A 24,630-nucleotide genomic window follows, 5' to 3' on the forward strand; every position below is an offset into this window, starting at 1 on the left:
TACCAAGTCCGTACCATCTCCGTATCTTATAGGTACGGAGATTATACGGAGATGGTACGGACTTGGTACGGATCAGATACGGAGATTATACGGACTTGCTACGGAGATATATAGATACGACACATGAATTAATAATTTAAATAGCTAAAGTATGAAAAGCAAAAGACTGACTCTTTCCGTCTTATTTGTGGCTGTTGCAGTAGTGAATGCACTGGCTTGTACCAACCTTATTGTTGGTAAGAATGCCTCCACAGACGGTTCTACAATCGTTTCTTATTCTGCCGACTCTTACGGGTTGTTCGGCGAGTTATATCATTATCCTGCGGGCATACATAAGAAAGGTACCCTGATGGATGTGCATGAGTGGGACACCGGCAAGTATCTGGGACAGATTGAGCAGGCACGCCAGACGTACAACGTCATCGGCAATATCAACGAATTCCAGCTTACCATTGCTGAAACCACTTTCGGAGGTCGTCCTGAACTGGTAGATACCACCGGTATCATCGACTACGGAAGCTTGATTTATCTCGGTCTGCAACGTGCCCGTACCGCCCGTGAAGCTATCAAGGTGATGACCGACCTTGTACAGGAATATGGCTATTACAGCAGTGGCGAGTCTTTCACTATCGCTGATCCGAACGAGATCTGGATTATGGAAATGATTGGCAAAGGCCCCGGTGTGCGTGGTGCCGTGTGGGTGGCTGTGCGCATCCCCGATGATTGCATCTCGGCACATGCCAACCAGTCGCGCATTCACCAGTTCGATATGAATGATAAGAACAACTGTATGTATTCTTCCGATGTCATCTCTTTTGCCCGCGAAAAAGGTTACTTCAACGGTGTGAACAAAGATTTCAGCTTTGCTGATGCATACGCTCCTCTGGATTTCGGTGCACGCCGTTATTGCGAAGCCCGCGTATGGAGTTACTTCAATATGTTTACCGACCGTGGTGAGGAATTCCTTCCTTATATAGAAGGTAAAACCAATCAACCCATGCCGCTTTATCTGAAAGCCAACCGCAAAATCTCCGTACAGGATGTGAAGAATGCCATGCGCGATCATTACGAAGGTACTCCGCTGGATATCAGCAAAGATTTTGGTGCCGGTCCTTATCACACCCCTTACCGTCTTTCTCCGCTGTCCTTCAAGGTGAACGACCAGGAATATTTCAACGAACGTCCCATCTCTACCCAGCAGTCAGGTTTCGTTTTCGTATCTCAGATGCGCTCTACCATGCCCGATGCTATCGGTGGCGTGCTGTGGTTCGGTACGGATGATGCCAACATGACTGTTTTCACCCCTGTATATTGCTGTACTGATAAAGTGCCTGTATGCTACTCTCGTGTAGATGGTGCCGACTATATCACCTTCTCCTGGAATTCTTCTTTCTGGATTTTCAACTGGGTGGCGAACATGGTTTATCCCCGCTACGACCTGATGATTGGCGATGTACGTGCAAGCCAGTCGGAGATGGAAACTACTTTCAATGATGCACAGGAAGGAATCGAATCGGCTGCATCCAAACTCTATTCCAAAGATCCTGCCCAGGCAAAAGCATTCCTGACTAACTATACGAATATGACCGCGCAGAGTACGCTCGATACCTGGAAACGTCTTGGCGAATTCCTTATCGTAAAATACAATGACGGTGTGGTAAAACGTATGAAAGACGGTAAGTTTGAACGTAATTCCATTGGTCAGCCGGCTGGTGTGATACGTCCCGGATATCCGAAAGAATTTCTGGAAGAATACGTGAAACAAACCGGTGATCGCTATAAGATGCCGGAGTAACACCCTGTTGCAGGCTTTGTAGGTTTCGCAGGAACAATAAGAAGCCTGTGAAATCTGTACAAAGCAGTGTAAATCTTTAATGGAAAAGTAGGATATTTGAACTTATTCGCCTACATTTGTGTCTTACAACTAATAGATATATTTTAACCTCTAAAATAACAATAATTGTATGGAAAATCAGGAACTTATCAAGCAGGTAACTGAGAAAGCCCAGATGTGGCTCACCCCGGCTTATGATGCCGAAACTCAGGCTGAAGTAAAACGCATGTTGGAAAACGAAGATAAAACTGAGTTGATAGATTGTTTCTATAAGGATTTGGAATTCGGTACGGGTGGCCTGCGCGGCATCATGGGTGCTGGAACCAATCGCATGAATATCTATACCGTAGGCGCTGCAACACAGGGTCTTTCCAACTATCTGAATAAGTGTTTCAAGGACAAAGAGCAGATTTCCGTTGTGGTAGGTTATGACTGCCGTAACAATAGCGACAAATTCGCTAAAATCTCTGCCGACATCTTCTCTGCAAACGGCATCAAAGTATATCTTTTCGATGATTTGCGTCCCACACCGGAAGTTTCTTTTGCTATCCGTCACTTCGGATGCCAGAGTGGTATCAATATCACTGCCAGCCACAATCCGAGAGAATATAACGGTTACAAGGCTTATTGGGATGATGGCGCTCAGGTACTTGCTCCGCACGATACCGCTATCATCGACGAAGTAAATAAGGTGACTGTTGCCGACATCAAATTTGAAGGTAACAAAGACCTGATTCAGATCATTGGTGCTGATGTAGATAAGATTTATCTGGACATGGTTCATTCTATTTCTATAGATCCGGAAGTTATCAAACGTCAGAAAGATCTCAGCATAGTTTATACTCCTCTGCATGGTGCAGGTCGTGTGCTCATTCCTTCTTCTCTGAAAGAATGGGGATTTGAGAATGTAAATTGCGTACCCGAACAGATGGTGAAGGACGGTAATTTCCCGACTGTGGTATCTCCGAACCCTGAAAATGCCGAAGCTCTCTCTATGGCTATCGCATTGGCGAAGAAACTCGATGCCGACATCGTAATGGCGAGCGATCCGGATGCTGACCGTGTAGGTATGGCTTGTAAAGATGATAAAGGTGAGTGGGTACTTATCAACGGTAACCAGACTTGTCTGATCTTCTTGTATTACATCATCAAGAACCGTATTGCAATGGGCAAGATGCAGCCCAACGACTTCATCGTGAAGACCATTGTAACTACTGAACTGATTAAGGCTGTCGCTGATAAGAATAAGATTGAAATGCGTGATTGCTACACCGGTTTCAAATGGATTGCACGTGAAATTCGTTTGAGCGAAGGCAAGCAGCAATATATTGGTGGTGGTGAAGAAAGCTACGGTTTCCTGGCAGAAGACTTTGTTCGTGATAAAGATGCCGTTTCTGCCTGTTCATTGTTGGCTGAGATCTGTGCCTGGGCTAAGGATCAGGGCAAGACGCTGTATGATGTGCTGATGGATATCTATGTAGAGTATGGTTTCTCTAAAGAAACGACTGTAAACGTAGTGAAACCCGGTAAGAGCGGTGCGGATGAAATCAAAGCCATGATGGATAACTTCCGTGCTAACCCGCCGAAAGAAATCGGAGGTTCACCTGTCAAATTGATCAAGGATTATAAGACATTGAAGATGATCGATGCTCAGGGAAATGCTGTTGATCTGGATATGCCGGAGACTTCAAATGTTCTTCAGTATTTCACGGAAGATGGTACAAAGATTTCTGTTCGTCCGTCGGGTACAGAACCGAAAATCAAGTTCTATATCGAAGTGAAGGGCGAAATGGGTTGCCCGAAATGCTACGCCAGTGCTGATGCTGAAGCAGAAGAGAAAGTGGTGGCAGTACGTAAGTCACTTGGTATCTGAGAAAGATAAACTGCTGTAAGGCAGAAGGAAAGGTGTAATCCTGCGAAGGGTTGCACCTTTTTTGTTTTTTATCCGTTAGCGTGGACATTCTTCCCGTTTTAAGGTTCTTTTGCTTTCTTTAAGTCAACTCTGAAATCATTCTCTGTTAAATGCCGTTTTATATGCAACGTATAAACCTAACCTAAACCTTAGTAATATCCATCAGGATGATAAAAGGGGATTTTGGCAATTAGTGGCGTAAGAGCGTTTTCAATAGTGAAAGCATCGGTTGAGATAAATTGCTACTATCCTCTTTTTTCTGATGGATATATTTTAGAATTACTTGATGAAGGTCGAATGACCGGGAGATGAGAAAATATACAGATTGCGGTTGCATGCTAATTGGTTGATGTGAATGAGAGTCGTTTCATTCGTAGTTGTTCGTTTGTTGAATGCATGTCCTCCGCAATCTGTTTTTATTTGAATGATTTCCGTCTTTTAATTATTGCTTAGCCACCAGTCTATCATCTTTCGTGCTATGCTCAGTTTTCGTGGAATTTCCGGCATATTTTCTTTTGAATAGAATGCTCCGGCACTGAGCTCGTCTTTCTGTAACTTGATTTCCCCACTTTCATAATCAGCAATGAAGCCTACCATCAGTCCGCTGGGATAGGGCCAGGGCTGGTTGCCGAAATAAGTGATATTCTTCACTCGCAATCCGGTTTCTTCCATCACTTCGCGTTGTACGCATTGTTCCAGAGTTTCTCCTGCTTCGAGGAAACCGGCTACCAAACCATAGAATGTTCCGCGGAAATTGCGGGCATGCACCAGCAAGATTTCTTCCCCGCGGCGTATTAGTACAATGATAGCTGTAGAAATAGGTGGATATATTTCGTAAGCACACGAAGGGCATTTTTTCATGATAGGGGTCTTATGTTCCGTAGGCATACCACACGCAGGACAAAAACGGCTATGCTGATCCCAATACAGTATCTGATATGCTTTTCCGGCAGCTTTATATTCGTCCAGAGTGATGTATTCGTAGGAACCCCGGAGGTTGACCATAACCCATTCTTCAGTTTCAGTAACGAGCTGTTCAATGGCGAATGCATGTACTATTTCATCCGTGGGCAGAAAGACTTCATGGATCGTACTACCTGAGCCGGGGGCCAACGGTGATTCTGTACCATAAGGTACACTGTATTTAATCTCTCCTTTTTCTGTTTTCTCTTTTTTCAGCAACAGTTGGTCTTTGAAAAAGACGAACCACTGTGTAGGGCTCTGGCTTTTACTATTCTTCATTCCTGATAAAATATCTGTTTAAAAGATTATATATTAGCTGTATTTTTTCAATACAGCCATTAATTTAGCCCGGTCTATGGGTTTAACAAGATACTCGTTGCATCCTGCATCCATAGCAGTTAGGCGGTCATTATCGTGATATTTTTTGGTATGCAATTCTGGGTGTCCCATTTGAGACATAAACCGTCCCACAACGGATAAATTCGTTTCGCACAAGGAGGTTTTGCATGATGATATTGTCTTTATGTGTGTCCGCACGTAAGCTTGGATATTGCTTGGCGCACCAATTTAAACAGATATCGCCAATGCCTTTGTAACTTCCGTCGGAAGCGATACGGTGAATCACATAATAGGGATCATCATTCAGCCAGGCTCCATCTTCGATAATGGCATAAAAGGGGTCGGGACTCGGAACAAAACAAAATGTTCCGATGATTTTTCCGTGCTCATTTTCACATGCATAGCAATGTCCGTCGGTGATTTCTTTGGCAATCAGTTCACGCTGCGGGTAGCCGTTGATCCACTGGTTTCCGTTTCCTACGGATGCCATAAACTTGCGGGCATGATCGAATATCTCCATCAGGCGGTCTAAGTCAGAAAGTTGGCTGGGACGAATTTGTATCATATCTGTAAACTTGTTAAGTTGCTTAATTCCAGAATACAAATGTACATCATTATTTTTTATATTATCCTTTTCTTTTTCCTTTCATTAGAAATTCTTCAAAGAATGTATCGCGGTAGCTGTTGCCTATGGCAATCTCATAATTGCCTATATAGATGTCATTGTTATCAAATGAATCGATGTGACGGGTATTGACGATATAGGACTTGTTTACACGGAGGAACAGATCCTGGGGCAGGAGCTCGGAGATGCCTTTCATATTCATACGGGTTATGATGCGCTGCTCCGGTAATTGAAGGATTACATAGTCTTTCAATCCTTCGATGAAGAGAATATCGGCATAGTTTACTTTGAAATATTTCCGTTCGGACTTGACAAAGAAATACTCGGAAGATACATTGGCTTCGATGGCCTCTTTTTCTTCTTTCATCAATAATGAATGATAGGAGAGAGCCTTCTGTACAGCTTTCTGGAAACGTTCTGTTTCTATCGGCTTGACCAGATAGTCGATGGCATCGACTTCATAGCTATCCAGTGCATATTCCGTATAGGCAGTGGTGAAGATGATAAGTGTTCGTTTGGAGACAGTATGTGCGAACTCTATGCCGGTGATACCGGGCATCTGGATATCCAGAAAGATTAGATCGACAGAATGTTCTTCCATAAACCGTGCAGCGGACACTGCATTGTTGAACATGCTCAGTAAGCAGAGCTCTTTATTTTCTTCTACCAGCATTTCCATAGCCTCGCGTGCCAGGGGTTCATCATCTATTATAATACAATTCATAAGTTCAGCTTTAAATTTACTACATATTTGTTTTCTGTCTCGGACACTTCCAGTAAATAGCGACCGACATATAAGAGTTCGAGCCGACGTCGGATGTTTGTTAGTCCGATTCCGCCTACACGGCTTTTGCCTGTTGCTACGGCAGGCTTGGAGTTTTCACACTGGAATTCCAATTGATTATCATCAACCTTGAAGAAAAGGTGAACGTATGACGGATGTTCACTATCGAAATTATGCTTCACTGCATTCTCTACAAAAGGAATGAATAGTAAGGCTGGCAATTGTATGCCATCGATATTACCTTCCTCTGTGATATTGTAGTCAAAGTGGTCACGCCGTACTTTTTCCAGATTCAGATAATCGTTCAGGAAATGGATATCGGAACGGAGAGGTACATGTTCGCGGAAATTATCATTCATCTGGTAACGCAATAAATCTTCAAGCTTGAATAATACTTTAGATGCTTCTGCGGGATTCTTTCGAATGAGTACATTGGCATTATTCAGCATATTGAATAAGAAGTGAGGATTTATCTGGTTTTTGAGAAACTTCAATTCAGAATGCAGAGTGGCAGATTGGATCTCATCTACACGCTGGTTATAGAGTATCCAGTGGCGGAGCAGGAGTATGGCGGACATTCCGGCTACGGTAAATCCCATGGCTAATACTCCTGATATGGCATTTACCACGATAGGCAACAGACCGTTATCGGATGAGGGAACAGAAATGTCGATGGTGAAAATTTGGAATATGGCTACAGCTATAATGACTATCAGACTAACTCCGGATACACCAAGGGCATATATCAACAGGCGATTTTTCAGCAGGAAGCGAGGGAATAGCCAATAAAGATTGATATAGAAAACTGCATCAATGGAAATAAAATAGATGGCCCATCCCAGCAACCTTTGAGGGAAGCTGAGTGGTCGCATGGGGACATTCCAAAGTATGTTTACTGTAATCATAAATACCACGAATTGCAGAAACAGATGCCTTGCCGTCCGATAACGTGGAGCAAGCAGGAAATTGGTAAAACGGTTATTGATCATTTTCCACCTCCTTTCAATTCAAGCTGAATGCTTTGGTCGGTTAATTCCAGCCGGTAGTTCTCTCCGTATTGCAAATCAAGACGTTGCCGGATTTTATTTAATTCCTGTTCCGGTTCCAAGCAAGGTATGGATACCTGGCAGTTGAACTGAATATTCTCATCTTCTGCGTGCAGATGGATGTCAATGGATGCAGGATGTTCTTCCTGTGTTTCGATTTGTTTTACGGTGTACTGTATAAAAGGGATGAAAAGCAATGGGAATACAAAAGTACGTCCTGTCTCTCCTGATGCGTTCATGTGGAAATCAAATTTGCCGGAGACAAGTTGTTCCAGTTCCAAATAATTGGTGAGGAATTTGATTTCTGTATTTAACAACACTTTTTCCCGGTTGCAGTCATACAACTGATACCGGAGTATCTGGCTCAGTTTCATTAACATTTTCGAAGCCTTTCCCGGATTTACCAATGCCTGCTCTCCTGAATAGTGGAGTACCCGGAATAACATGGAAGGACTAATTTGTTCTTTCAGATGTTCTATTTCAGACTGCAACCTGATTTTTTCCAATTGCATCACTCGTTGGTTTTCCAGTATCCAAAGCCGTAGCAAGACAGTCATGCCACCGCCCATGATACTGAGGAGCGTTAATGGGAAAGAGGAAAGATAATCCATCACAAATGCCACTTTAGAGTATCCGACATAAATGTTAGGAACTAAAAAGATATCGGATACAATATACTCCTGTGTAGCTTGAAAGATAAAAACTACGATTAGAGCGGTTGAGAGGGAAAGAATATATGTCAGATATCTTTGTTTGAGCAAGTAACGGGGTACCAGATAGAGCAAATTGAAATAGAAAATGGAACCATAGAGCAGAAACATATTGAAGATAAGAAGATAGGTCCACTTACCCAACATCTCTATATAGCCCTGACAATTGAATAATACCAGATTACAGGCTATGACAAGCAGTGCCACGATGACAGTGATATGTCTGGCTACCCGGAAGCGCGAACTGACGAGGAAGCGGTATAGAAAAGAATTATCATTGCCTATAATAGGTATTACTTTCATGGAAGTATCTTTCATTTGAGATGACGAAGATAGAATAAATTCATATAAAACACTGGATTATCCTAAATTAAAACTCTATTTTGTAGCTGATATTGGTCAGACCTGTTTTCTGTTCACTTGCCTCTATCTTTCCTGTTTTTATATTATAGAGGTGCTGGATGAACTCTTTGCTGCCCGTAAAGTTGAGGCCTTTCACAGAGAATTCATGAGATACACGTCGTTTATTGATGCGGTAGCTTACTGTATAATTACCAATCAACATCGGAGAACGTTGAATGGAATATGCCCGCGTTTCATCATACTGCACTTCTTTATCGGGATGATCCATCGTTGCTTCCACATCTATCGGAGCATAGCGTTCTCCGCCTTGCAAAGTGAGCTTCAGGTTGACACTGAGAATATTTTGTTTGTTGCGTCCCAGCATCCATTCTTTGCCGATTAGCCCGTTCAATACATATTTTCGGTTAAAGCGTGTGTTGTGCCAGACACCGTCGCCACCGCAATAACGGGAATCGAACAGGGAGGCAGTTATCATGTAGTAGAGGCCTTTGTTCAGTGCTCGTTCCCAAGTGAAGTCTACACCGAAGTTGCGCCCTCGTCCTTTGTTCACTAAAGCATTTTCCACGAAAAATTCATCTCGGTTAAGTACTGAAAAAGAACTATCGCGCATGACAGGCACATCGTATAGGAACTGAATGTAAGGTTCCACTTTCAGACTTGTATTTTCTGAAACCTTATAGGCGAATGAAAGCATCAGATGGTGTGCTTTGGTGAAATCGAGGTTCTTGTTTATTGACCGGTCACCGGTACTTTGTGTCTTTACAAAGTAAACGTCCATTTTTTCCATACGGCTATACATACCATAAGCCAAAGCAAAGGAAGTCCGAGTATTTGTTTGCCATTTCAGGCTGGCACGTGGCTCAAGGGTCCAACGATTATTCAGTGTGAGTAGTTGTCCGTGCAGGCCGAAGTTCAGGCTTAGTTTATCGTTTATTCCCCATGCAGAACTGTTGTAGGCTGAAATCAAACTGATGTTTCCGTCTCCTTTTGAGATTGTTTCCAACGGTTGATCAATGAATGGAGCGAGTTCTAAATTCATGTTGTAGAACATTTGTGTAAAGGTTAATCCGGTTTTATTGGTAAAACGGTTATTTACTTTCCGGTTCAGTGACGAAGTCAGTATCAGGTTTGTGCTTCTGCTGTTCTGATCGATGTTAGGTGAAGGATTAAATTCTCTGTCATAAGTGGTTTGTATGGCCTCTTGGTCGGAATAGGTTCCGGCAAGTGTGGTTTTCAGCAACGTGTTTTCATTAAAGAAGTAGCGATGGGTGACACCTCCGGCTGCCATGTACTGTGTAGAACGTCCCTGTCCGGCATCTTCCAGGTAATCCCATTTATCCGGATTCTTTTCGAGTGAGCTTTTATATTTGTCAAGTAATGCAGTACCCCATACGGCAAAGGTACCTGTGTGGCGGGTGGGGAAGTTTAGTTTGAAGTTCAGGTCTTGATAGTCCATCTTTCCACCTAAGTCAACGTTCAGTAATCCTGTAGTGGAGTAGCGGTAATTGAAGATATACGAAGCCTTATGTTTCTTGCTTAACGGACCTTCGGAGGCGAAATCTATTCCCATGATACCTACCTGGAATGTGTTTTCATTTCGCTGGTTGTTTCCGTTGCGTAGCTTCATGTCGAAGACACCGGAAACAGCATTGCCGTATTCTGCCGGAAAAGCACCTGTGAAGAAGTCGGAGTTTCCTAAAACCTGTGCACTGAGTGAGGATAGAATTCCACCTCCTAAAGTGGCGATATCTGCGAAATGGTTTGGATTGGGAATTTCCACATCTTCCAGTCGCCACTGCAATAAATGCGGGGCATTACCGTGGATAGATATACCATTATTGGAAACGCTTGGCGTTACTCCGGCAAATGAAGCAACCAGTCGGGCCGGATCATCAAATCCACCTGCATAGCGACTCGCTTCTTCCACGCTGAGCATACGTGCTCCTGCGACAGCCATTTTATTCATTGCTTCGTTCCGGTTGTGCGCACGGACCACTACTTCGCTCAGTTCGTTTACGCTTTCCTGCAAATCTATTTCCAGATAAACTTCCTTAGCGGAAGTCACCAGAATCTCCCGTACAGTCGCTGACTCATATCCCATGAAAGAGGCTTGTACAGAATGACGGCCTACCGGAACTTTTGGAAGTGCGAAACGTCCGAGACTATCGCACATCATCCCTAATCCCGGAATATCCGTCAACTGTATCGTAGCATACGGAATAGGATGTCCTGATGCCCGGTCATTGACTACTCCTCGCAGTGTTTGTACGGGGCGTCCACTACTTTGTGGGATATTCTCATTATCAACCGATGCTTGTCCGGGGATATTAGAAACTTCTTTTCCGAAAGAGTAAATTGAAATTAGCAATGCAATTATTACTAATACTTTAGTTTTATCCATCTTTATCGTTTTTGGTTTAATGCGACAAAGATAGGTCTCTGCAATACACTACTCTTTTATTTGAGACAAACCGGATGGCTTTGTAGACGAAACTCGGAAATAGCGGCTAAAGCTTGCTCTGCTTTTGCTTCAGGCACAAAAATGTGATCATGGTAGTACGCAGCAACCACATTGGCACTAATATTCTTTTCTGCCAATTTAGTTGAAAATGCGGCTGTTAATCCAACAGCGTCCAAGCTTGAATGTACATTTAGGGAAATGAGCTTATAAACAGATTCATAATCTATATTTTTATCAATAGCCTCTTGTTGGGTGATGATAAGCGTCAGTCCTTCTTTTTCATGGAAAAATCCGATGGGGTTCAATTGATGTACATCATCCCAATGGAATTCGGGAAAAGTACAAAAAACAAAACTGCGTTCATCCAGAACAGGATCGATACTGGATAATAATGTCTCTAAATCTTTGATGCCTGCCATAACGTATTGATTTATATTCTTTTTCTTCTCGTTGATGAAGTGATTCCTATTACAAAAGCCTTACCAGTTGTATAACTCATACGTGTTGAGTTGTATAACCCAGGCTGTATAAGTTGTACAACTGGTAAACCTTTCGTAGTAAGTAAGAGAAAAAAGTTAGTAAGCTATTTGCTTTCTAACTTAACCCATGATTTACAGTTTATTTCTTTCAGAAATTCCTTATCATGTGATATAGCGATTACCGTTCCTCTATAGTCCCGGATGGTTGCTGTAATGATCTCGATACTTTCAATATCCAGATTATTGGTCGGTTCGTCCAGTATGAAAACATCCGGGGTGTTATCTGCAATCATCAGGCAACAGAAGGAAAGGCGCATCTTTTCTCCACCACTAAGTAATCTGCAAGACTTGTTCCATGTAGCTGCCGGGAAGAGATAACGATTCAATATCGTTTTCAGCTCATGCTCCGGCAGATGGCGCCGATTGAAATATTCCGCCTGTTCCAGAATACTATATTCATTATGGATAAGAGAATATTCCTGATCCAGATAAACTGTGCTGAAATCAATACGGTCAAGTGTTCCGCTGACGGCAGAAAGATCTCCGCAAAGCAATTTCAACAATGTGGTTTTGCCGCTGCCGTTATTGCCTTCAATATAGAAGCGGTTGCCACTCCGTAGCTGAAAACTCAACGGGATTTTCCATATAGGCTGGGGAGCATCCGGATATTGAAAGTTCAGTTCCTTTGCAGTAGCCAATATCTTACCTTCATGCAGGGTGGAAGCATTGAAATTCGTTTTTAATTTCTCCGCAAGAGGTAAAGCACTCTTAATGTTCTGCATGTCCTGTTGCAACTTCTCCGCTTTTTCAGTATGCACACTTTTCAGTTTATTAGTGCTTGCTTCCGCTCTGTTCTTCATTGCACCCATCATAATACGGGGGATTCCCTTTTTGATGGCAGCTTTCTCACCCCGTACATTTTGTTTTGCCTTCTGTTCTGCCAATTCACGGGCTGTTTTCCGGGCAAGTCGCAGAGCTTTTTGCTTTTCTTCTAATTGTTCTTGCAAAGCATTCAACCGGACGCCCTTTTGTTCTTTAAAAAAATCATAATTACCACCATAGAAAGTCAGTCCGGTAGAAGATAACTCACAAATGGTAGGTAATAGGTTTAGTAAAGCCCGGTCATGGCTGATGACAAGTACAATGGCAGGAGTACGCTGTACAAGATCATATAGCCGTTGTCTTCCTGCTGTATCTAGATGATTTGTTGGTTCATCCAGTAAAATAGCGGTAGGTGAGTGTAGTTCCATACCGGCAAGGAAGATACGTGTTTTTTCTCCTCCACTTAATCCGTCCATCAGGCGGGAGAGGGGAATACTATCCATTCCCCAGGCAGACAAGGCAGCTTGGGTACGTTCTTCAATATTCCAGTCATCATTTAGTGCGGTGAAATGTTTTTCGGATACATCTCCATTCAGGATGGCATGTAAAGCTTCCAGTTTGCCATCTATCCTTAAAGCCTGTGCAATAGTCTGATCATCATATTGCCCGAAATGTTGCGGCACATAGTAAAGATGTTCCGGACGACTGACAGTTCCCCTTGTAGCGGATAAATCTCCTGCAATAATCTTCATTAAAGTGGACTTTCCACAACCGTTGTTTCCGGTCAGTGCCATTTTATCCCCCGGATTAACAATGAGGTTCAAATGTTGGAACAGGATTTCTTTGTCGGAATGGACATAACTAAGGTCTCTGATAATAATACTCATGGTAAATACTGTGTTTAAAGAAGTGAATACACTGTATCAAAAGGACTTCTGATACAATAAAATCTCGATTTTGGAGGGAATAGACAAACACAGTATTGGCTAAACATTCACGTTTGTGATGCTCAGCATTCTGAATTATAAAGCATGTGAAAAGTGATGTTTACCGAAATGTTTGTCTTTACTTAGAAATTCTCATCGTAGCAATTATTTAGTTAGTGGGCGCAAAGATAAACATTTCTTTTGGAAATAGCTTTTTATAGGAAAATTTTTATTTGTAAAATAAATCCATATATTTGCAGAATATGTGATATGGCTCGTTAGAGTTCAAGTAATCATTTTATTCAATTTACAGTTATCAATCAAATATGAAATCTACTGATTCCGAACAAGAAGAAGTCGGTATGGAACTGGAACAGTACCGTACCCGGCTCGAACAGATGGTCGAAGAGAAATCCAGAGACCTGATTGCCATTCAGGAGAATCTGGAAGCAACCAATCGGCGGCAGGCACTGTTTATTAAGGTACTGCAAATACTTCAATTGGAACCAGATATTCCCACAGCCATGAATATGGCACTTGCAGAAATCGGTCGTTATACCGGCGTTGATCGTTTGGCAACATGGGAAAACCACCTTGACGGAGTTACGTACGGATGCACCAATGAATGGTGTAACGATGGTATTGAACCGGCCATAGATTACTTGCGGAGTATGACTATTGAAGCGGGGAAGCCTTGGTTCGACATGCTCGAAGAAAACCAAATCATCTGTACGTCTGATATTTATTCACTCGATCCCTTTATTACTCAGATGCTTGAAATTCAGGGTGTAAAAGCTATTGCTGTTTTTCCTTTGTCACAGTTAGGGGTGCATTTCGGCTTCCTGTCATTCAACTTTTGCTGGAATAAGCAGTGGGACGAAAAAGATGTGGAACTAATGAGCCAAATATCGCAAATTGTATCTACCGCTACGAAACGCTGGCAAGTAGAAACTTCCCTGCAATTGTCTCAGCGAACCATGCAAAAGGTATTGGATAATATCAATGCCAATATCTTTGTTTGTGATTATGATACACAGAAGGTGCTTTTTGCAAATAAGCCTTTCAGGGAAGAAGCCGGACAGGTTTCGGAAAATGCAGAATGCTGGAAAATGCTGAATGCAGGGTTGAATGGATTGTGTGCGCATTGCCCGAAACCACAGTTGCTCGATGCTGATCGCAAATTTACAGGTGTTCATTTCTGGGAAGACTATAATCCAATTACCGAACGTTGGTATACCATCCAGAGTATGGCGATAAAATGGCTCGACGGACGATGGGCAATCATGGAATTGGCCACTGATATTACTACTCGTAAGCAGGTGGAACTGGAGCTGATTCAGGCTAAGGAAAAAGCGGAGGAGTCGGATAGACTGAAATCAGCATTCCTTGCGAACATGAGCCATGAAATACGCACTCCTTTGAATGCTATCGTGGGCTTTTCAAGTCTGCTTGCCGAAGCCGATGATGATGAGCGTGAATCGTACATGTCTCTGGTAGAGGAGAACAACGAACTGCTGCTTAATCTTATTTCTGATATTTTGGATATTTCTAAAATTGAGGCCGGTACGGTAGAGCTTATTATAACAAGAGTGGATGTGGCCCGACTTTGCCGCGAAGTCATTTCCACCTGCTCGCATAAAAAACATGATGAGGCGGTGGTGTTACGTTTTGACGAAAGTTCACCTCAGATAATGGTTGATGCCGATAAGAATCGAATTATGCAGGTACTTTCTAATTTCATAACCAACGCTTTGAAATTTACAGCCAAGGGATCGGTCACTCTTTCCTATAGGTTGGAAGATGACAGCCAGCTGCGTTTCTGTGTAACGGATACCGGTAAAGGTATTCCTGCTGAACAGCAGCATGAGATTTTCAGTCGTTTTGTAAAACTCGACTCTTTTTCACAGGGTGCCGGTCTTGGTTTGTCTATATGTCAGAGTTTGGTAGAGCGGATGGGAGGACAGATTGGAGTAAACTCACGTGAGGGAGAAGGTTCATGTTTCTGGTTTACACATCCATATACACTTGATGCCTCACTGGATCCGGATGCTGTAACAAAGGGTGGAGATCAAGTTATAAAGATCGTTTCAAGGAACTATAAACCTCTAATTCTGGTGGCTGAGGATATAGATAGTAACTACTTGTTGATCGAGGCGCTTCTCAGGAAGGATTACCGTCTGCTGAGAGCACATGACGGCAATGAAGCTATAGACCTTTTCAATACTCAAGCTCCTGATCTCATTTTTATGGATATGAAGATGCCGGGTATGAACGGGATAGATACAGTCGTTATGTTAAGGGAAGGCGGTGCTCAGGTGCCCATCATTGCACTTACGGCATTTGCTTATGACGATGATAGGGCATTGGCACTCAATGTGGGTTGCAATGACTTTTTGACCAAACCTGTTTCGCCACTCGAGTTACGCAGGATGGTCAGTAAATGGATAGAGAAATAAGTTTTGGAAGTATTATTCCATAGAAGACGCGTCAAATGACAAAGGCAGCAAAGCGCCTACACTCTTCATTTCGTAAATACCCTTTTTCCCGAAGAGTAAAATGCGCATCGGTTGTTTGAAGCGTTTTTCAGTTTCAAGCATCACTTGACGGCATGCACCACAGGGTGGAATCGGATCATCCAAAAAATTCCGTTCATTGCGTGCGGCAATGGCAAGTGTTTCTACTGCCTGATCGGGATATTGGGAGTTTGCATAAAACAGGGTAGTACGTTCGGCACAAAGTCCCGATGGATAAGCTGCGTTTTCTTGATTGGTACCTGTGACAACTGTACCATTTGCCAAACGTGCAGCGGCACCCACGGAGAAGTGTGAGTAGGGGGCATAACTGCGTTGGGTAGCTTCGCATGCGGCATCCATCAGTTGGCGGTCAGCATCACTTAATTCATTATAATCGTATATTTTAATGTCAATTTGTAAGGTCAAATCTTTCATAAGGCAGTGATGTATATTGTAATTAATGTTACAAAGTTAGAAAAGAGATTGGTAATTCCAATTCTTTTTAAGATTTTTGTACCTCAACTTTTACTGATATGAATAGAATTAACGCTATCAGACTCACTGCGATCCTGGCACTTCTGGTTTGTACCGTTGCCGCCCAGGCGCAGCGCCGGAATACCCGTTACGTGGAATATATAGAGAAGTATGCTCCGCTTGCCGTACAACAAATGAAGGAACACAAGATACCTGCTAGTATTACCCTGGCACAAGGGCTTCTTGAAAGCGGTGCCGGACAGAGCGCACTGGCACGCAAAAGTAATAATCATTTCGGCATTAAATGCGGTAGTAACTGGCATGGACGTACAGTGCGTCATGATGATGATGCCCGCAATGAATGTTTTCGTGCATACAGCAATCCCAGGGACTCTTATGAAGATCACTCCGCTTTTCTGAAACGGGGCGCGCGTTACGCTTTCCTGTTTGATCTGAAAGTTACAGATTATAAAGGTTGGGCACGTGGTCTGAAGAAAGCCGGATATGCAACTGATCCCTCTTATGCTAACCGACTGATAACAATCATAGAGGATTATGATCTTTATAAGTATGACAGTCGTGGCATGAGTAAGCGTGAAGCCCGTAAGTGGGCAAAGGAATTGAAGAAGAAACCCTGGCTGGCTAATCCGCATCAGGTATATATAGCTAATGACATAGCTTATGTTGTAGCTCGTGATGGCGATACTTTCCGTTTTCTGGGTAAGGAATTCGATATCAGTTGGAAGAAACTGGTGAAGTATAATGATTTGCATAAGGATTATACATTGGAAGCGGGTGATATTATCTATTTGAAAAGTAAGAAAAAGAAAGCCTCTAAGCCACATACAGTTTACATTGTGAAAGATGGTGATTCCATGCATACCATTTCACAAAAATATGGTATACGGTTGAAGAACCTGTATAAGATGAATCGGAAAGATGATGAATATATACCGGAAGTAGGTGACAGATTAAGATTAAGATAAAATAGATTGCATATACTAAAAATGACCGCTCATAAGCGGTCATTTTTAGTATATGGCAGAGACTTGTAACAGAAATATAATTTGCTTGTAACCGGAAAGTCCTTCTCTTGGGCATACTTTTGCATTTTCTTTTAAAATATTCCGATTATGGCGACAGGTGACTCTTTTTACGAGGACGAGTACTTGCTTTCCTTGCTCAGACAAGGCAGTCAAGATGCATTTACGCAGATATATAATAAGTACTATTCTATGCTATACTCCTTGTCTTGCAGGTATTTGCAAGACAGAGAACTTGCTGAAGACGTGGTTCAGCAGGTATATTTGCGCTTATGGGAATCCCGTTCTTCTGTTTGCATTACGGTGAGTCTGAAAAATTACCTTTATACAATGGCGAAGAATCATGTTCTGAATATGATTCGTGATAAAAATGAATGGATAGTCAGGCAATATGAAAACATCCAGCAAGAAAATGATATTGTAGACGATGGTTTGCAGGAAAAGCTGGAGGAAGAAAGAAAACTGAGTTGCTTCTACCGGGCTGTGAAGCAATTGCCGGGAGCTAAGCGGGAGATATGTTTGCTGAAGATATATGAAGGGTTGAATAATCAAGAGATAGCTCATAAACTGAATATACCTGTGGGAACAGTGAAGAACTATTATACACAATCCATACAGTTATTGAAATACTACCTCAAAGAATTATATTGATGAATGCAATAAAAGATGTAATGATGAATAAGGTACTTGCTGGTGAAGCCGGTAAGGAAAAGGCACGGGAGTGGGGACGTTGGCTGGCTACGAATGAAGGGCAGGCGTATCTTGCTGCGCAAATGGATGCCGATTTCTTTGAGGAAAGAGAAAATATGGATGATGGTGTCTGTGAAGAATTCCGTAAAAGGGTATTCTGCAATCTGCAAAAGAAAATTTCGAGAAGACGTTTTGCCGGACTAACTCTAAAAGTGGTAGCGGTGGTGGTACCCGTTGCAGCTGTTATAGCCATATTACTCTATCTTAATACGCAGGTTTCTCTTTTTGAACCTCCGTTTTACCAGGATATCCATGTGGCGAAGGGAGAACGGATGCAAATAGCTTTTCAGGATGGTACCCGTGTTTACTTGTATCCCGGTTCCCGTCTTTGTTATCCAGATAAATTCGGTCTGACGGAGCGTAGGGTGACTTTGGATGGGGAAGCTTATTTTGAGGTGAGCAAGAATTCTCACAGACCCTTCATTGTTGATTTGGATAAAGCTTCTATCCGAGTGACAGGAACTTCTTTTCATTTGCAGGCCTATGCTTGCGAACCGGACATCATAGTTGAACTGGATGAAGGGCAGGTAGATTTACTTTATGGTGACCGGCAAGAATACTCTTTGCGTCCGGGCGAATCACTTATATATAATAAGGTGAAAAACGCTTGTATGCTTCAATTACAGGAAGGAGTAAGCGGGCTTATTCGTTGGAAAGAACAGGAGATCGATTTCCGGAATACTCCGATGAAGGAAGTGCTGAAAGAATTGGATTTGCATTACGGTGTCCCTTTCTGTGTCGGAGATACGGTTGTCTATCAGTATTCTTATACTTTTTGCGTGAAGAAAGCCTCTTTGGAAGAAGTGATGGAGACACTTGAAATAATCTCTCCTGTCCGTTTTCAGAAGGGAGATACCATCCGGGTACGAATGAAATAGCATTGACATGTAAAAGACATGTTCCCGTTATACACTTTAGCTTACCCTTTGTGTCAATAGTACGTATAAAGATCATATTGAATTAATTTCATTAATCATTTAACGTATAAAAATGAAACGAGGTATTTTGATTGTTTTAATGGCTTTTCTGGGCTTGACTTCTGTTATGGCTGCTCAGAAAGTAACTCTGAAGTGTAGGGAAGTTGCCTTAAAGGAAATTTTCGCCAGAATTACGAAACAGACAGGGCTGACGGTAGCCTATAGTTCGCAGGTGCTTAATGTAGATACAAAAATCAGTATTGAGACAGAGAATGCGGAAATTGCAGAAGTCTTGGAGAAATTGCTACCCGCTACAATAGGGTATAAGATCGAAAACAATTCAATTCTGATATTCAAAAAAGAAGTTTCCAAGAAAGCTTCTACAATCAGGATGAAGGGAATTGTTTTTGATAAGAAGACGCGGGAACGGTTGGCAGGCGTAACACTGGTTTTGAATGATAATCCATCCGTAGGTACCATTACCGATATAGATGGAGTGTTTCAAATAACTGCTGCCCAGGGGAGCAAGTTGAAAGTGTCCTATATAGGATATGAAACGCAGCTGGTTGCTATAAGTCCGGTCGATGAATTGAAAGTGGAACTTGATCAGGATAACTTCAAATTGGATGAGGTTGTGGTAACAGGCCAGGGGGCTGAGGTGCAAAAACGCCGGTTATCATCGAATGTAACCACTGTCAGCAGTAAGGAACTGGAACGTATGAAACAGGGGCGTATAGACCAGGTGTTGCAAAATGCTCTCCCCAATGTGCAGATAACGATGTCCAGCGGTCAGGCAGGTGCAACTTCACTGGTAAAGTCAAGAGGTCTATCTTCTGCTTTCTCTAACTCTACTCCCGTGATTTATGTAGACGGAGTGCGTGTGGATAATATGAACACAGGTGCAACTTTGAATAACTCATTAAGCGGAAACAGTGCAGTGACCGGTTCTATCGGTGATATTCCGATGGAGAATATCGATCACATTGAGTATGTGACGGGTGGTGCGGCTACTACCCTCTATGGTTCAGATGCGGCCAATGGCGTTATTCAGATTTTTACAAAGAAAGGAGCAGAGCAGAAGACTACGTTCTTTGCCGAAACTCAATTGGAGGCGGATATTGCTTCTTCCCAGTTTTATCATTTTAAACGTACCAAAGAGCTGTTGCATCAGATAGGATTCACACAGAAGTACCGTATCGGCTTTGACGGTGGAACAGAGAAGTTCGGTTATAGTTTTGGCGGCAGCATGAGTAACGGTACGGGGACTCTGATAAAGAATGGTAACGAGGATCGTAAATATGACTTGCGTTTCGGTTCAAGAATGAAATTCAATGAACAGTTTGAATATCAGAATTCATTTGGTATGGTGATAGAAGACTTTGCGAGAAGCCGCAATGGTAACCAGGGAGGATATACCGGATTATGGTTTACGGAAGGCGCTGCGGCTACCAATTTCAGGTATACGGATGCAGCGGGCGAACTGGTGAATTATGGCGCTGATCTGGACGCTTTGGATGACTATACTTTTGCTCAGATGAAGGCTTTTGTTACGAAAGCAGAGGCATTGCAAAACAACCGTGAGTCCGTAAAGCGTTTTCAGACTTCCCAATCTCTGAGCTATGCTCCTCTGGCTAATCTGACTTTCAAAGGGGTATTAGGAGTAGATTATCGATTGAATACCAATAAGAACATCATAACTAATGAATATCTGATTCACACCCAACAGAAGCCGGAAGGAACTTCAGATGCAGGCAGTATCTCCAACTTCGACCGCAACTATTTCGGTCTGACTTTGGATTTGAACGGACAGCATAAATATCGTTATAAAGATGTTTTTAGTCTGATCTTTACGGCAGGCTTCCAGTTCTTTAGCACTTATGACCACCAGTCGGTATATAATGGAACAAACGTACGTGATGGTGCCCAGATAATAGAGGGTGCGGGAACGTTAACTTCTAATGAATGGCTAAGCTATCTGTATAATTACGGTTACTTTATTCAGGAAAATATCGGTTTCCTGGACCGCTATTATATTGATTTGGGATTGCGTTCGGACTATAATACTGCTTTTGGTGACAATGTAGGCTGGCAGTATTATCCCAAAGTAGGACTTTCTTATATTCTCTCTGAAGAACCTTTTATGCAGAGACTGAAAGAGAATAATCTTGTAAGCAGTTTCCGTATTCTGGCCAATTATGGTATTGCCGGTAGTTATCCTCCTGCTTTTGAATATCAACGTACTGTGGCATTCAATTCTTTCCAGGGAGGGCAAGCCGCTTCTTTTGGTAAATATGGAAATCCGAATCTGGCACCTGAAAAGAAACATTCGTATGAAGCCGGTTTTAATGCTGTGCTTTTCAATCGTGTATTGAATTTGGGATTTACTTATTATTATGCTCTGACCAAAGACGCTCTTTTCAGTATCCCGTCCCTCCCTTCATCCGGTCAGTCTGCCAACTATTTGTCTAATGTCGGTGAAATAGAGAATAAAGGTATTGAATTGAGCCTAGGGCTGCAATTAGTGGATACAAAAGATTGGAATGTTCGCCTGAATGCATCTTATAATACGAATCATAATAAAGTATTGAGTATTGGTAATGCAGTGCCTTTTGCTATTGGCGGTTTCTCTTCGCGAACGGTTCAAACGGTGGTAGCTGAAGGAGAACCGGTAGGTTTCATCCGTGGTTATAAGGCCGTACTGAATCCGGATAACTCACTGAAGGAAATTCTGCCTTTACAGAATCTGGGCTCTACACTTCCTACAGCTTATGGTAACTTCTCTTTGTCGGTAAGTTATAAGAATCTTTCGTTCATGCTCAGCGGTGATTATCAATATGGAGCTTATGTACATTCGTTCGACCGCCAGTTCCGTTTCTCAAAGGGTCTGAAAGACGATGCTATTCCAGAGAAAGCACTGGAAGGACTTGACCAGGGTGCTAACTGGCTTAATTTCACTAACTTTTTCGTAGAGAAATCAGATTTCCTGAAAATCAGGAATATCGGAATAGCTTATGATTATAAGCCGAAGAAGTATCTGAAATCAGTCAATCTGGCTTTCAATGTTTATAATCCGTTTGCCTTTACAGCCTCATCGGTAGACCCGGAAGCTGCCTTGGCAGGTGCCCGTTCGCAAGGTGCAGTAGCGGTGGGTGGATTGAACTACTCTTCTTATTCCACTCCCCGTCAGTACGTGGGAACGATACGTGTCTCTTTTTAATCATTGGTTTAACTCGTAAATAAATATAGATATGAACATTAAGAATTATATATTGATAGCTTCTCTGGCTTGTGCCTGTTCGTCTTGTGAACTTTTACAACCGAATGAGATCATTAATCCGAATGTAGATGAAGATACATTTCTGAAGACTCCTAATGCCATGAGTACTTGGGTGAACGGAGCCAACCGTTCGTTTGCCACGATTATCGGTTCGTATGTGGAATTGACTGAAATACTCTCCGATAATTATTTTAATAACTATAGCCAGAGTAGTAAGGTTTTCGATTTTCCCACTATCCTGTATACGGATATAGATGTAACCAATTTGCAGCGTCACGTAGGTACATTGCGGGAAACGGCGATCCAGGGATTAGAAGTAGTGGCTAAGGCCGATGCAACTACTACAGATGAACAACGCTATAATCTCTATTATATCAAGGGATATTCTTATCTCCTGGCAGGAGAATATTTCCGGGCGCTCCCTGTTGAAAACGGGGGAGAGATAAAGGGCTGGAAGGAGAACCTGAATCTGGCTATCTCTACATTTACGGAGGCTCTGAAATTTACAAGTGATACGGATGAAACAGCATTTATCAACACCTTGATAGCCCGTGCCTATTATCGGCTCGGAGATAAAGTAAATGCAGTGAAGTATGCCAGCAATGTCTTGACGTTGTCGACGGATTTCACAAAACAGGTGACATTTGATGGGGAGAATAATGTGATAAGTTCTATTCAAGGATATATTTATGGCACCAATTTCCAACCACTGCCTCGTTTGGATTTCCTTGATCCGAAATATTTTCAGACTAAGGCAAAAGAGGCACGTCCTATCTGTATTGCCAAAGCGGAAGAACCCTATTTGATTTTGGCTGAAGCAGCTTTAGCTGACAACGATGTAAACGGAGCAAAAGGTTTTCTGAAAACATTGTTGAGGCTTGTTAACAATCGTCCGGTAGCAACAGATATTAATGATCAGTTGGAAGGACGTTATAACGGAGGGTATAAAGAATATCCTAACAGTTCGGAATACCGGGTAGCCGCATCTTCCGAGGATGAATTCAGGAGCGGACTTGTGCTCGACCGTCAGTCACCTCATTTAATTTCTGTTCCTTATATTTCCGGTACTTCCGTTACAGAAGAAATGATTGATGCCCCAACCACAGTCGATGGGCTTTTAGAAGTTCTTTATCTGATGCGACAAGAAATCTTTATGGCAGAAGGCAGACGTGCAGCCGACTTGGGCATTCGTTTTCCGGTATGTGAAACGGAAGCTGCAAATACACCTTCGGCAGCAGAATATACCACTGCACAAATTCCTTCTTTCATTCCTTTGAATCAGGATATGGATGCTTTTGAGATGGATAAGGAAGCGAAAACGGTTGTGATTAAATATAATATGAATCGGATTATCGTACAAAATAAATCTTCGGAATATGTAGCACCTTTCTTCAATTAAATAATAATCCCCTATGTAGGCATTACTAATATATAATGCCGGCATAGGGGATAATTTGTATAATATCCGGAGTTATAACTGAAGAAGTTGGGATATTAGAATGATAGTCTCATTGTACAACGTATTCCCTTTGTCTGAATGTCCGGATGATTGCGATAGTTTAATCGCCAGACATAATCAACGCGAAGGAACTTAAAGATATTCTCAACGCCCACACTTGCTTCCATATAAGGAGCCTTTCCTAATGTATATGAACCCTTTGGAAAAAGATATAGCCCGTCCCCTCCATTCTTAGGATTATTCTTCTCCGTCAGATATCCCCATAAACCACGGAAACAGAATACCTCCCTTGCTTTCAATTTCTTGATGAGAGGCAGACGATTCAGAAGATTTCCATTCATATAGTATGTCAAATCCCAGGAAACATATTCGTCACTGATAAACTCCATGGCGTTCATATTCGTATAAGCTTCCGGCTGAATGGTATAAGAAAGGTTTGCATTCGGCAGAATTAACAGCGGATACGGAACTTTGCTCCATACCTTTCCGGCTTTGGTGATAATGTTGATATATCCAAAAGCTGAAAACCAGAAACGTTTCTGTATGCCGATATCCGTACGATGATAATCGTAGGATGAGCCAAGCAGGTTTTTCTTTGCCATGACATGACTGAAATTAAAGATTAAAGCATCAAATGTAATTGGAACACGACTATTGCGAGTCTGATAGAATTTTTCATTTTTGCCATAACGGAGTTTCAGTTCCAGTTCCGTCATATTATAGTGCTTGATATCGCTGATGGTTCCGTCTGCATTGATACGGTCGAAAACAGATCTGCACATAATGCGGAACGGAATCCGGCATCTTTGCGCTCCTGGCTGAAGATAATGCCGCTTTTTCCGGTATATAGCGAATCGCGTACATCTTCGAGTGTTTTTCCGAGGCATGACCATATCCCCATACCTGTGATTACTACTTTTCTTTCCATATCTC

At 42.4% G+C, this 24,630-nt stretch carries 17 protein-coding genes and 2 pseudogenes; 8 read left to right on the plus strand and 11 right to left on the minus strand.

The window, feature by feature from the left end:
- The first annotated feature begins 151 nt into the window (after positions 1–151).
- Both K6V21_RS17845 and K6V21_RS17850 read left to right on the plus strand, forming a co-directional pair.
- Positions 152–1,795 carry a C69 family dipeptidase gene (locus tag K6V21_RS17845; protein ID WP_224319413.1) on the plus strand — a complete coding sequence of 548 codons (1,644 nt, stop codon included), beginning with the start codon at positions 152–154 and terminating at the stop codon, positions 1,793–1,795.
- A 169-nt stretch (positions 1,796–1,964) separates the two neighbouring features.
- Positions 1,965–3,707 (plus strand): phospho-sugar mutase, encoded by a 1,743-nt coding sequence (locus K6V21_RS17850; RefSeq protein WP_044270175.1) that lies wholly within the window; start codon positions 1,965–1,967, stop codon positions 3,705–3,707.
- Positions 3,708–4,184: 477 nt separating this feature from the next.
- Here K6V21_RS17850 and nudC read toward each other — a convergent pair whose 3' ends face one another.
- The 8 genes from nudC to K6V21_RS17890 form a co-directional block, all read right to left on the minus strand.
- A complete protein-coding gene (gene nudC, locus K6V21_RS17855) occupies positions 4,185–4,988 on the minus strand; it encodes an NAD(+) diphosphatase (RefSeq protein WP_224319414.1) in 804 nt (267 codons plus the stop codon).
- A gap of 130 nt (positions 4,989–5,118) precedes the next feature.
- The gene (locus K6V21_RS17860; RefSeq protein ID WP_224319415.1) at positions 5,119–5,613 is read right to left on the minus strand and encodes a GNAT family N-acetyltransferase; all 495 of its coding nucleotides are present in this window, start codon (positions 5,611–5,613) and stop codon (positions 5,119–5,121) included.
- A gap of 61 nt (positions 5,614–5,674) precedes the next feature.
- Positions 5,675–6,397: a LytR/AlgR family response regulator transcription factor gene (locus K6V21_RS17865; RefSeq protein WP_007216376.1), complete on the minus strand. Its 723-nt coding sequence runs from the start codon at positions 6,395–6,397 to the stop codon at positions 5,675–5,677.
- Positions 6,394–7,446 carry a sensor histidine kinase gene (locus K6V21_RS17870; RefSeq protein WP_224319416.1) on the minus strand — a complete coding sequence of 351 codons (1,053 nt, stop codon included), beginning with the start codon at positions 7,444–7,446 and terminating at the stop codon, positions 6,394–6,396. Before K6V21_RS17870 ends, K6V21_RS17865 begins: the two co-directional genes overlap by 4 nt.
- Positions 7,443–8,516 (minus strand): sensor histidine kinase, encoded by a 1,074-nt coding sequence (locus K6V21_RS17875; protein WP_224319417.1) that lies wholly within the window; start codon positions 8,514–8,516, stop codon positions 7,443–7,445. Before K6V21_RS17875 ends, K6V21_RS17870 begins: the two co-directional genes overlap by 4 nt.
- Before the next feature lie 67 nt (positions 8,517–8,583).
- Complete coding sequence (locus K6V21_RS17880; protein ID WP_224319418.1) at positions 8,584–10,977, minus strand: TonB-dependent receptor; 2,394 nt, start codon at positions 10,975–10,977, stop codon at positions 8,584–8,586.
- Between the two features lie 56 nt (positions 10,978–11,033).
- Entirely contained in the window at positions 11,034–11,456 is a 423-nt protein-coding gene (locus K6V21_RS17885; RefSeq protein WP_217714515.1) for an ACT domain-containing protein, read from the minus strand.
- A 164-nt stretch (positions 11,457–11,620) separates the two neighbouring features.
- Positions 11,621–13,225 (minus strand): ABC-F family ATP-binding cassette domain-containing protein, encoded by a 1,605-nt coding sequence (locus tag K6V21_RS17890; protein ID WP_217714514.1) that lies wholly within the window; start codon positions 13,223–13,225, stop codon positions 11,621–11,623.
- A gap of 365 nt (positions 13,226–13,590) precedes the next feature.
- Here K6V21_RS17890 and K6V21_RS17895 point away from each other — a divergent pair, with 365 nt between their 5' ends.
- Positions 13,591–15,720: a GAF domain-containing hybrid sensor histidine kinase/response regulator gene (locus K6V21_RS17895; protein ID WP_224319419.1), complete on the plus strand. Its 2,130-nt coding sequence runs from the start codon at positions 13,591–13,593 to the stop codon at positions 15,718–15,720.
- 12 nt (positions 15,721–15,732) lie between these two features.
- Here K6V21_RS17895 and cdd read toward each other — a convergent pair whose 3' ends face one another.
- The gene (gene cdd / locus K6V21_RS17900; protein WP_224319420.1) at positions 15,733–16,212 is read right to left on the minus strand and encodes a cytidine deaminase; all 480 of its coding nucleotides are present in this window, start codon (positions 16,210–16,212) and stop codon (positions 15,733–15,735) included.
- A gap of 98 nt (positions 16,213–16,310) precedes the next feature.
- Here cdd and K6V21_RS17905 point away from each other — a divergent pair, with 98 nt between their 5' ends.
- The 5 genes from K6V21_RS17905 (at position 16,311) to K6V21_RS17925 (ending at position 23,637) form a co-directional block, all read left to right on the plus strand.
- Positions 16,311–17,237 (plus strand): glucosaminidase domain-containing protein, encoded by a 927-nt coding sequence (locus tag K6V21_RS17905; protein ID WP_217714511.1) that lies wholly within the window; start codon positions 16,311–16,313, stop codon positions 17,235–17,237.
- Positions 17,238–17,384: 147 nt separating this feature from the next.
- The gene (locus K6V21_RS17910; RefSeq protein WP_044270156.1) at positions 17,385–17,945 is read left to right on the plus strand and encodes an RNA polymerase sigma factor; all 561 of its coding nucleotides are present in this window, start codon (positions 17,385–17,387) and stop codon (positions 17,943–17,945) included.
- Positions 17,945–18,922: a FecR family protein gene (locus tag K6V21_RS17915; RefSeq protein WP_224319421.1), complete on the plus strand. Its 978-nt coding sequence runs from the start codon at positions 17,945–17,947 to the stop codon at positions 18,920–18,922. The genes K6V21_RS17910 and K6V21_RS17915 overlap by 1 nt, the downstream gene beginning before the upstream one ends.
- 112 nt (positions 18,923–19,034) lie before the next feature.
- Entirely contained in the window at positions 19,035–22,178 is a 3,144-nt protein-coding gene (locus K6V21_RS17920; protein WP_224319422.1) for a SusC/RagA family TonB-linked outer membrane protein, read from the plus strand.
- Between the two features lie 31 nt (positions 22,179–22,209).
- Positions 22,210–23,637 carry a hypothetical protein gene (locus K6V21_RS17925; RefSeq protein WP_217714508.1) on the plus strand — a complete coding sequence of 476 codons (1,428 nt, stop codon included), beginning with the start codon at positions 22,210–22,212 and terminating at the stop codon, positions 23,635–23,637.
- A gap of 95 nt (positions 23,638–23,732) precedes the next feature.
- Here the strand turns inward: K6V21_RS17925 and K6V21_RS17930 are convergent.
- Positions 23,733–24,470: pseudogene (locus tag K6V21_RS17930) on the minus strand (DUF5686 family protein); the annotation flags it as partial.
- Positions 24,467–24,625 (minus strand): annotated as a pseudogene (locus K6V21_RS17935) (beta-ketoacyl synthase N-terminal-like domain-containing protein); the annotation flags it as partial. The pseudogenes K6V21_RS17930 and K6V21_RS17935, both read right to left, overlap by 4 nt.
- Between the last annotated feature and the right edge of the window lie 5 nt (positions 24,626–24,630).

Origin of the sequence: Bacteroides cellulosilyticus (assembly GCF_020091405.1) — a bacterium.
In the GTDB taxonomy this organism is placed as follows: Bacteria; Bacteroidota; Bacteroidia; order Bacteroidales; family Bacteroidaceae; genus Bacteroides.

What these genes read in the sequence shown, in the direction of transcription:
- K6V21_RS17925 (WP_217714508.1), top strand. Translation starts at nt 22,210, where the DNA reads ATGAACATTAAGAATTATATATTGATAGCTTCTCTGGCTTGTGCCTGT.
- K6V21_RS17860 (WP_224319415.1), bottom strand. Translation starts at nt 5,613, where the DNA reads ATGATACAAATTCGTCCCAGCCAACTTTCTGACTTAGACCGCCTGATG.
- K6V21_RS17890 (WP_217714514.1), bottom strand. Translation starts at nt 13,225, where the DNA reads ATGAGTATTATTATCAGAGACCTTAGTTATGTCCATTCCGACAAAGAA.
- K6V21_RS17865 (WP_007216376.1), bottom strand. Translation starts at nt 6,397, where the DNA reads ATGAATTGTATTATAATAGATGATGAACCCCTGGCACGCGAGGCTATG.
- K6V21_RS17910 (WP_044270156.1), top strand. Translation starts at nt 17,385, where the DNA reads ATGGCGACAGGTGACTCTTTTTACGAGGACGAGTACTTGCTTTCCTTG.
- nudC (WP_224319414.1), bottom strand. Translation starts at nt 4,988, where the DNA reads ATGAAGAATAGTAAAAGCCAGAGCCCTACACAGTGGTTCGTCTTTTTC.
- K6V21_RS17920 (WP_224319422.1), top strand. Translation starts at nt 19,035, where the DNA reads ATGAAACGAGGTATTTTGATTGTTTTAATGGCTTTTCTGGGCTTGACT.
- K6V21_RS17905 (WP_217714511.1), top strand. Translation starts at nt 16,311, where the DNA reads ATGAATAGAATTAACGCTATCAGACTCACTGCGATCCTGGCACTTCTG.
- K6V21_RS17885 (WP_217714515.1), bottom strand. Translation starts at nt 11,456, where the DNA reads ATGGCAGGCATCAAAGATTTAGAGACATTATTATCCAGTATCGATCCT.
- K6V21_RS17845 (WP_224319413.1), top strand. Translation starts at nt 152, where the DNA reads ATGAAAAGCAAAAGACTGACTCTTTCCGTCTTATTTGTGGCTGTTGCA.
- K6V21_RS17915 (WP_224319421.1), top strand. Translation starts at nt 17,945, where the DNA reads ATGAATGCAATAAAAGATGTAATGATGAATAAGGTACTTGCTGGTGAA.
- K6V21_RS17895 (WP_224319419.1), top strand. Translation starts at nt 13,591, where the DNA reads ATGAAATCTACTGATTCCGAACAAGAAGAAGTCGGTATGGAACTGGAA.
- K6V21_RS17875 (WP_224319417.1), bottom strand. Translation starts at nt 8,516, where the DNA reads ATGAAAGTAATACCTATTATAGGCAATGATAATTCTTTTCTATACCGC.
- K6V21_RS17880 (WP_224319418.1), bottom strand. Translation starts at nt 10,977, where the DNA reads ATGGATAAAACTAAAGTATTAGTAATAATTGCATTGCTAATTTCAATT.
- K6V21_RS17850 (WP_044270175.1), top strand. Translation starts at nt 1,965, where the DNA reads ATGGAAAATCAGGAACTTATCAAGCAGGTAACTGAGAAAGCCCAGATG.
- cdd (WP_224319420.1), bottom strand. Translation starts at nt 16,212, where the DNA reads ATGAAAGATTTGACCTTACAAATTGACATTAAAATATACGATTATAAT.
- K6V21_RS17870 (WP_224319416.1), bottom strand. Translation starts at nt 7,446, where the DNA reads ATGATCAATAACCGTTTTACCAATTTCCTGCTTGCTCCACGTTATCGG.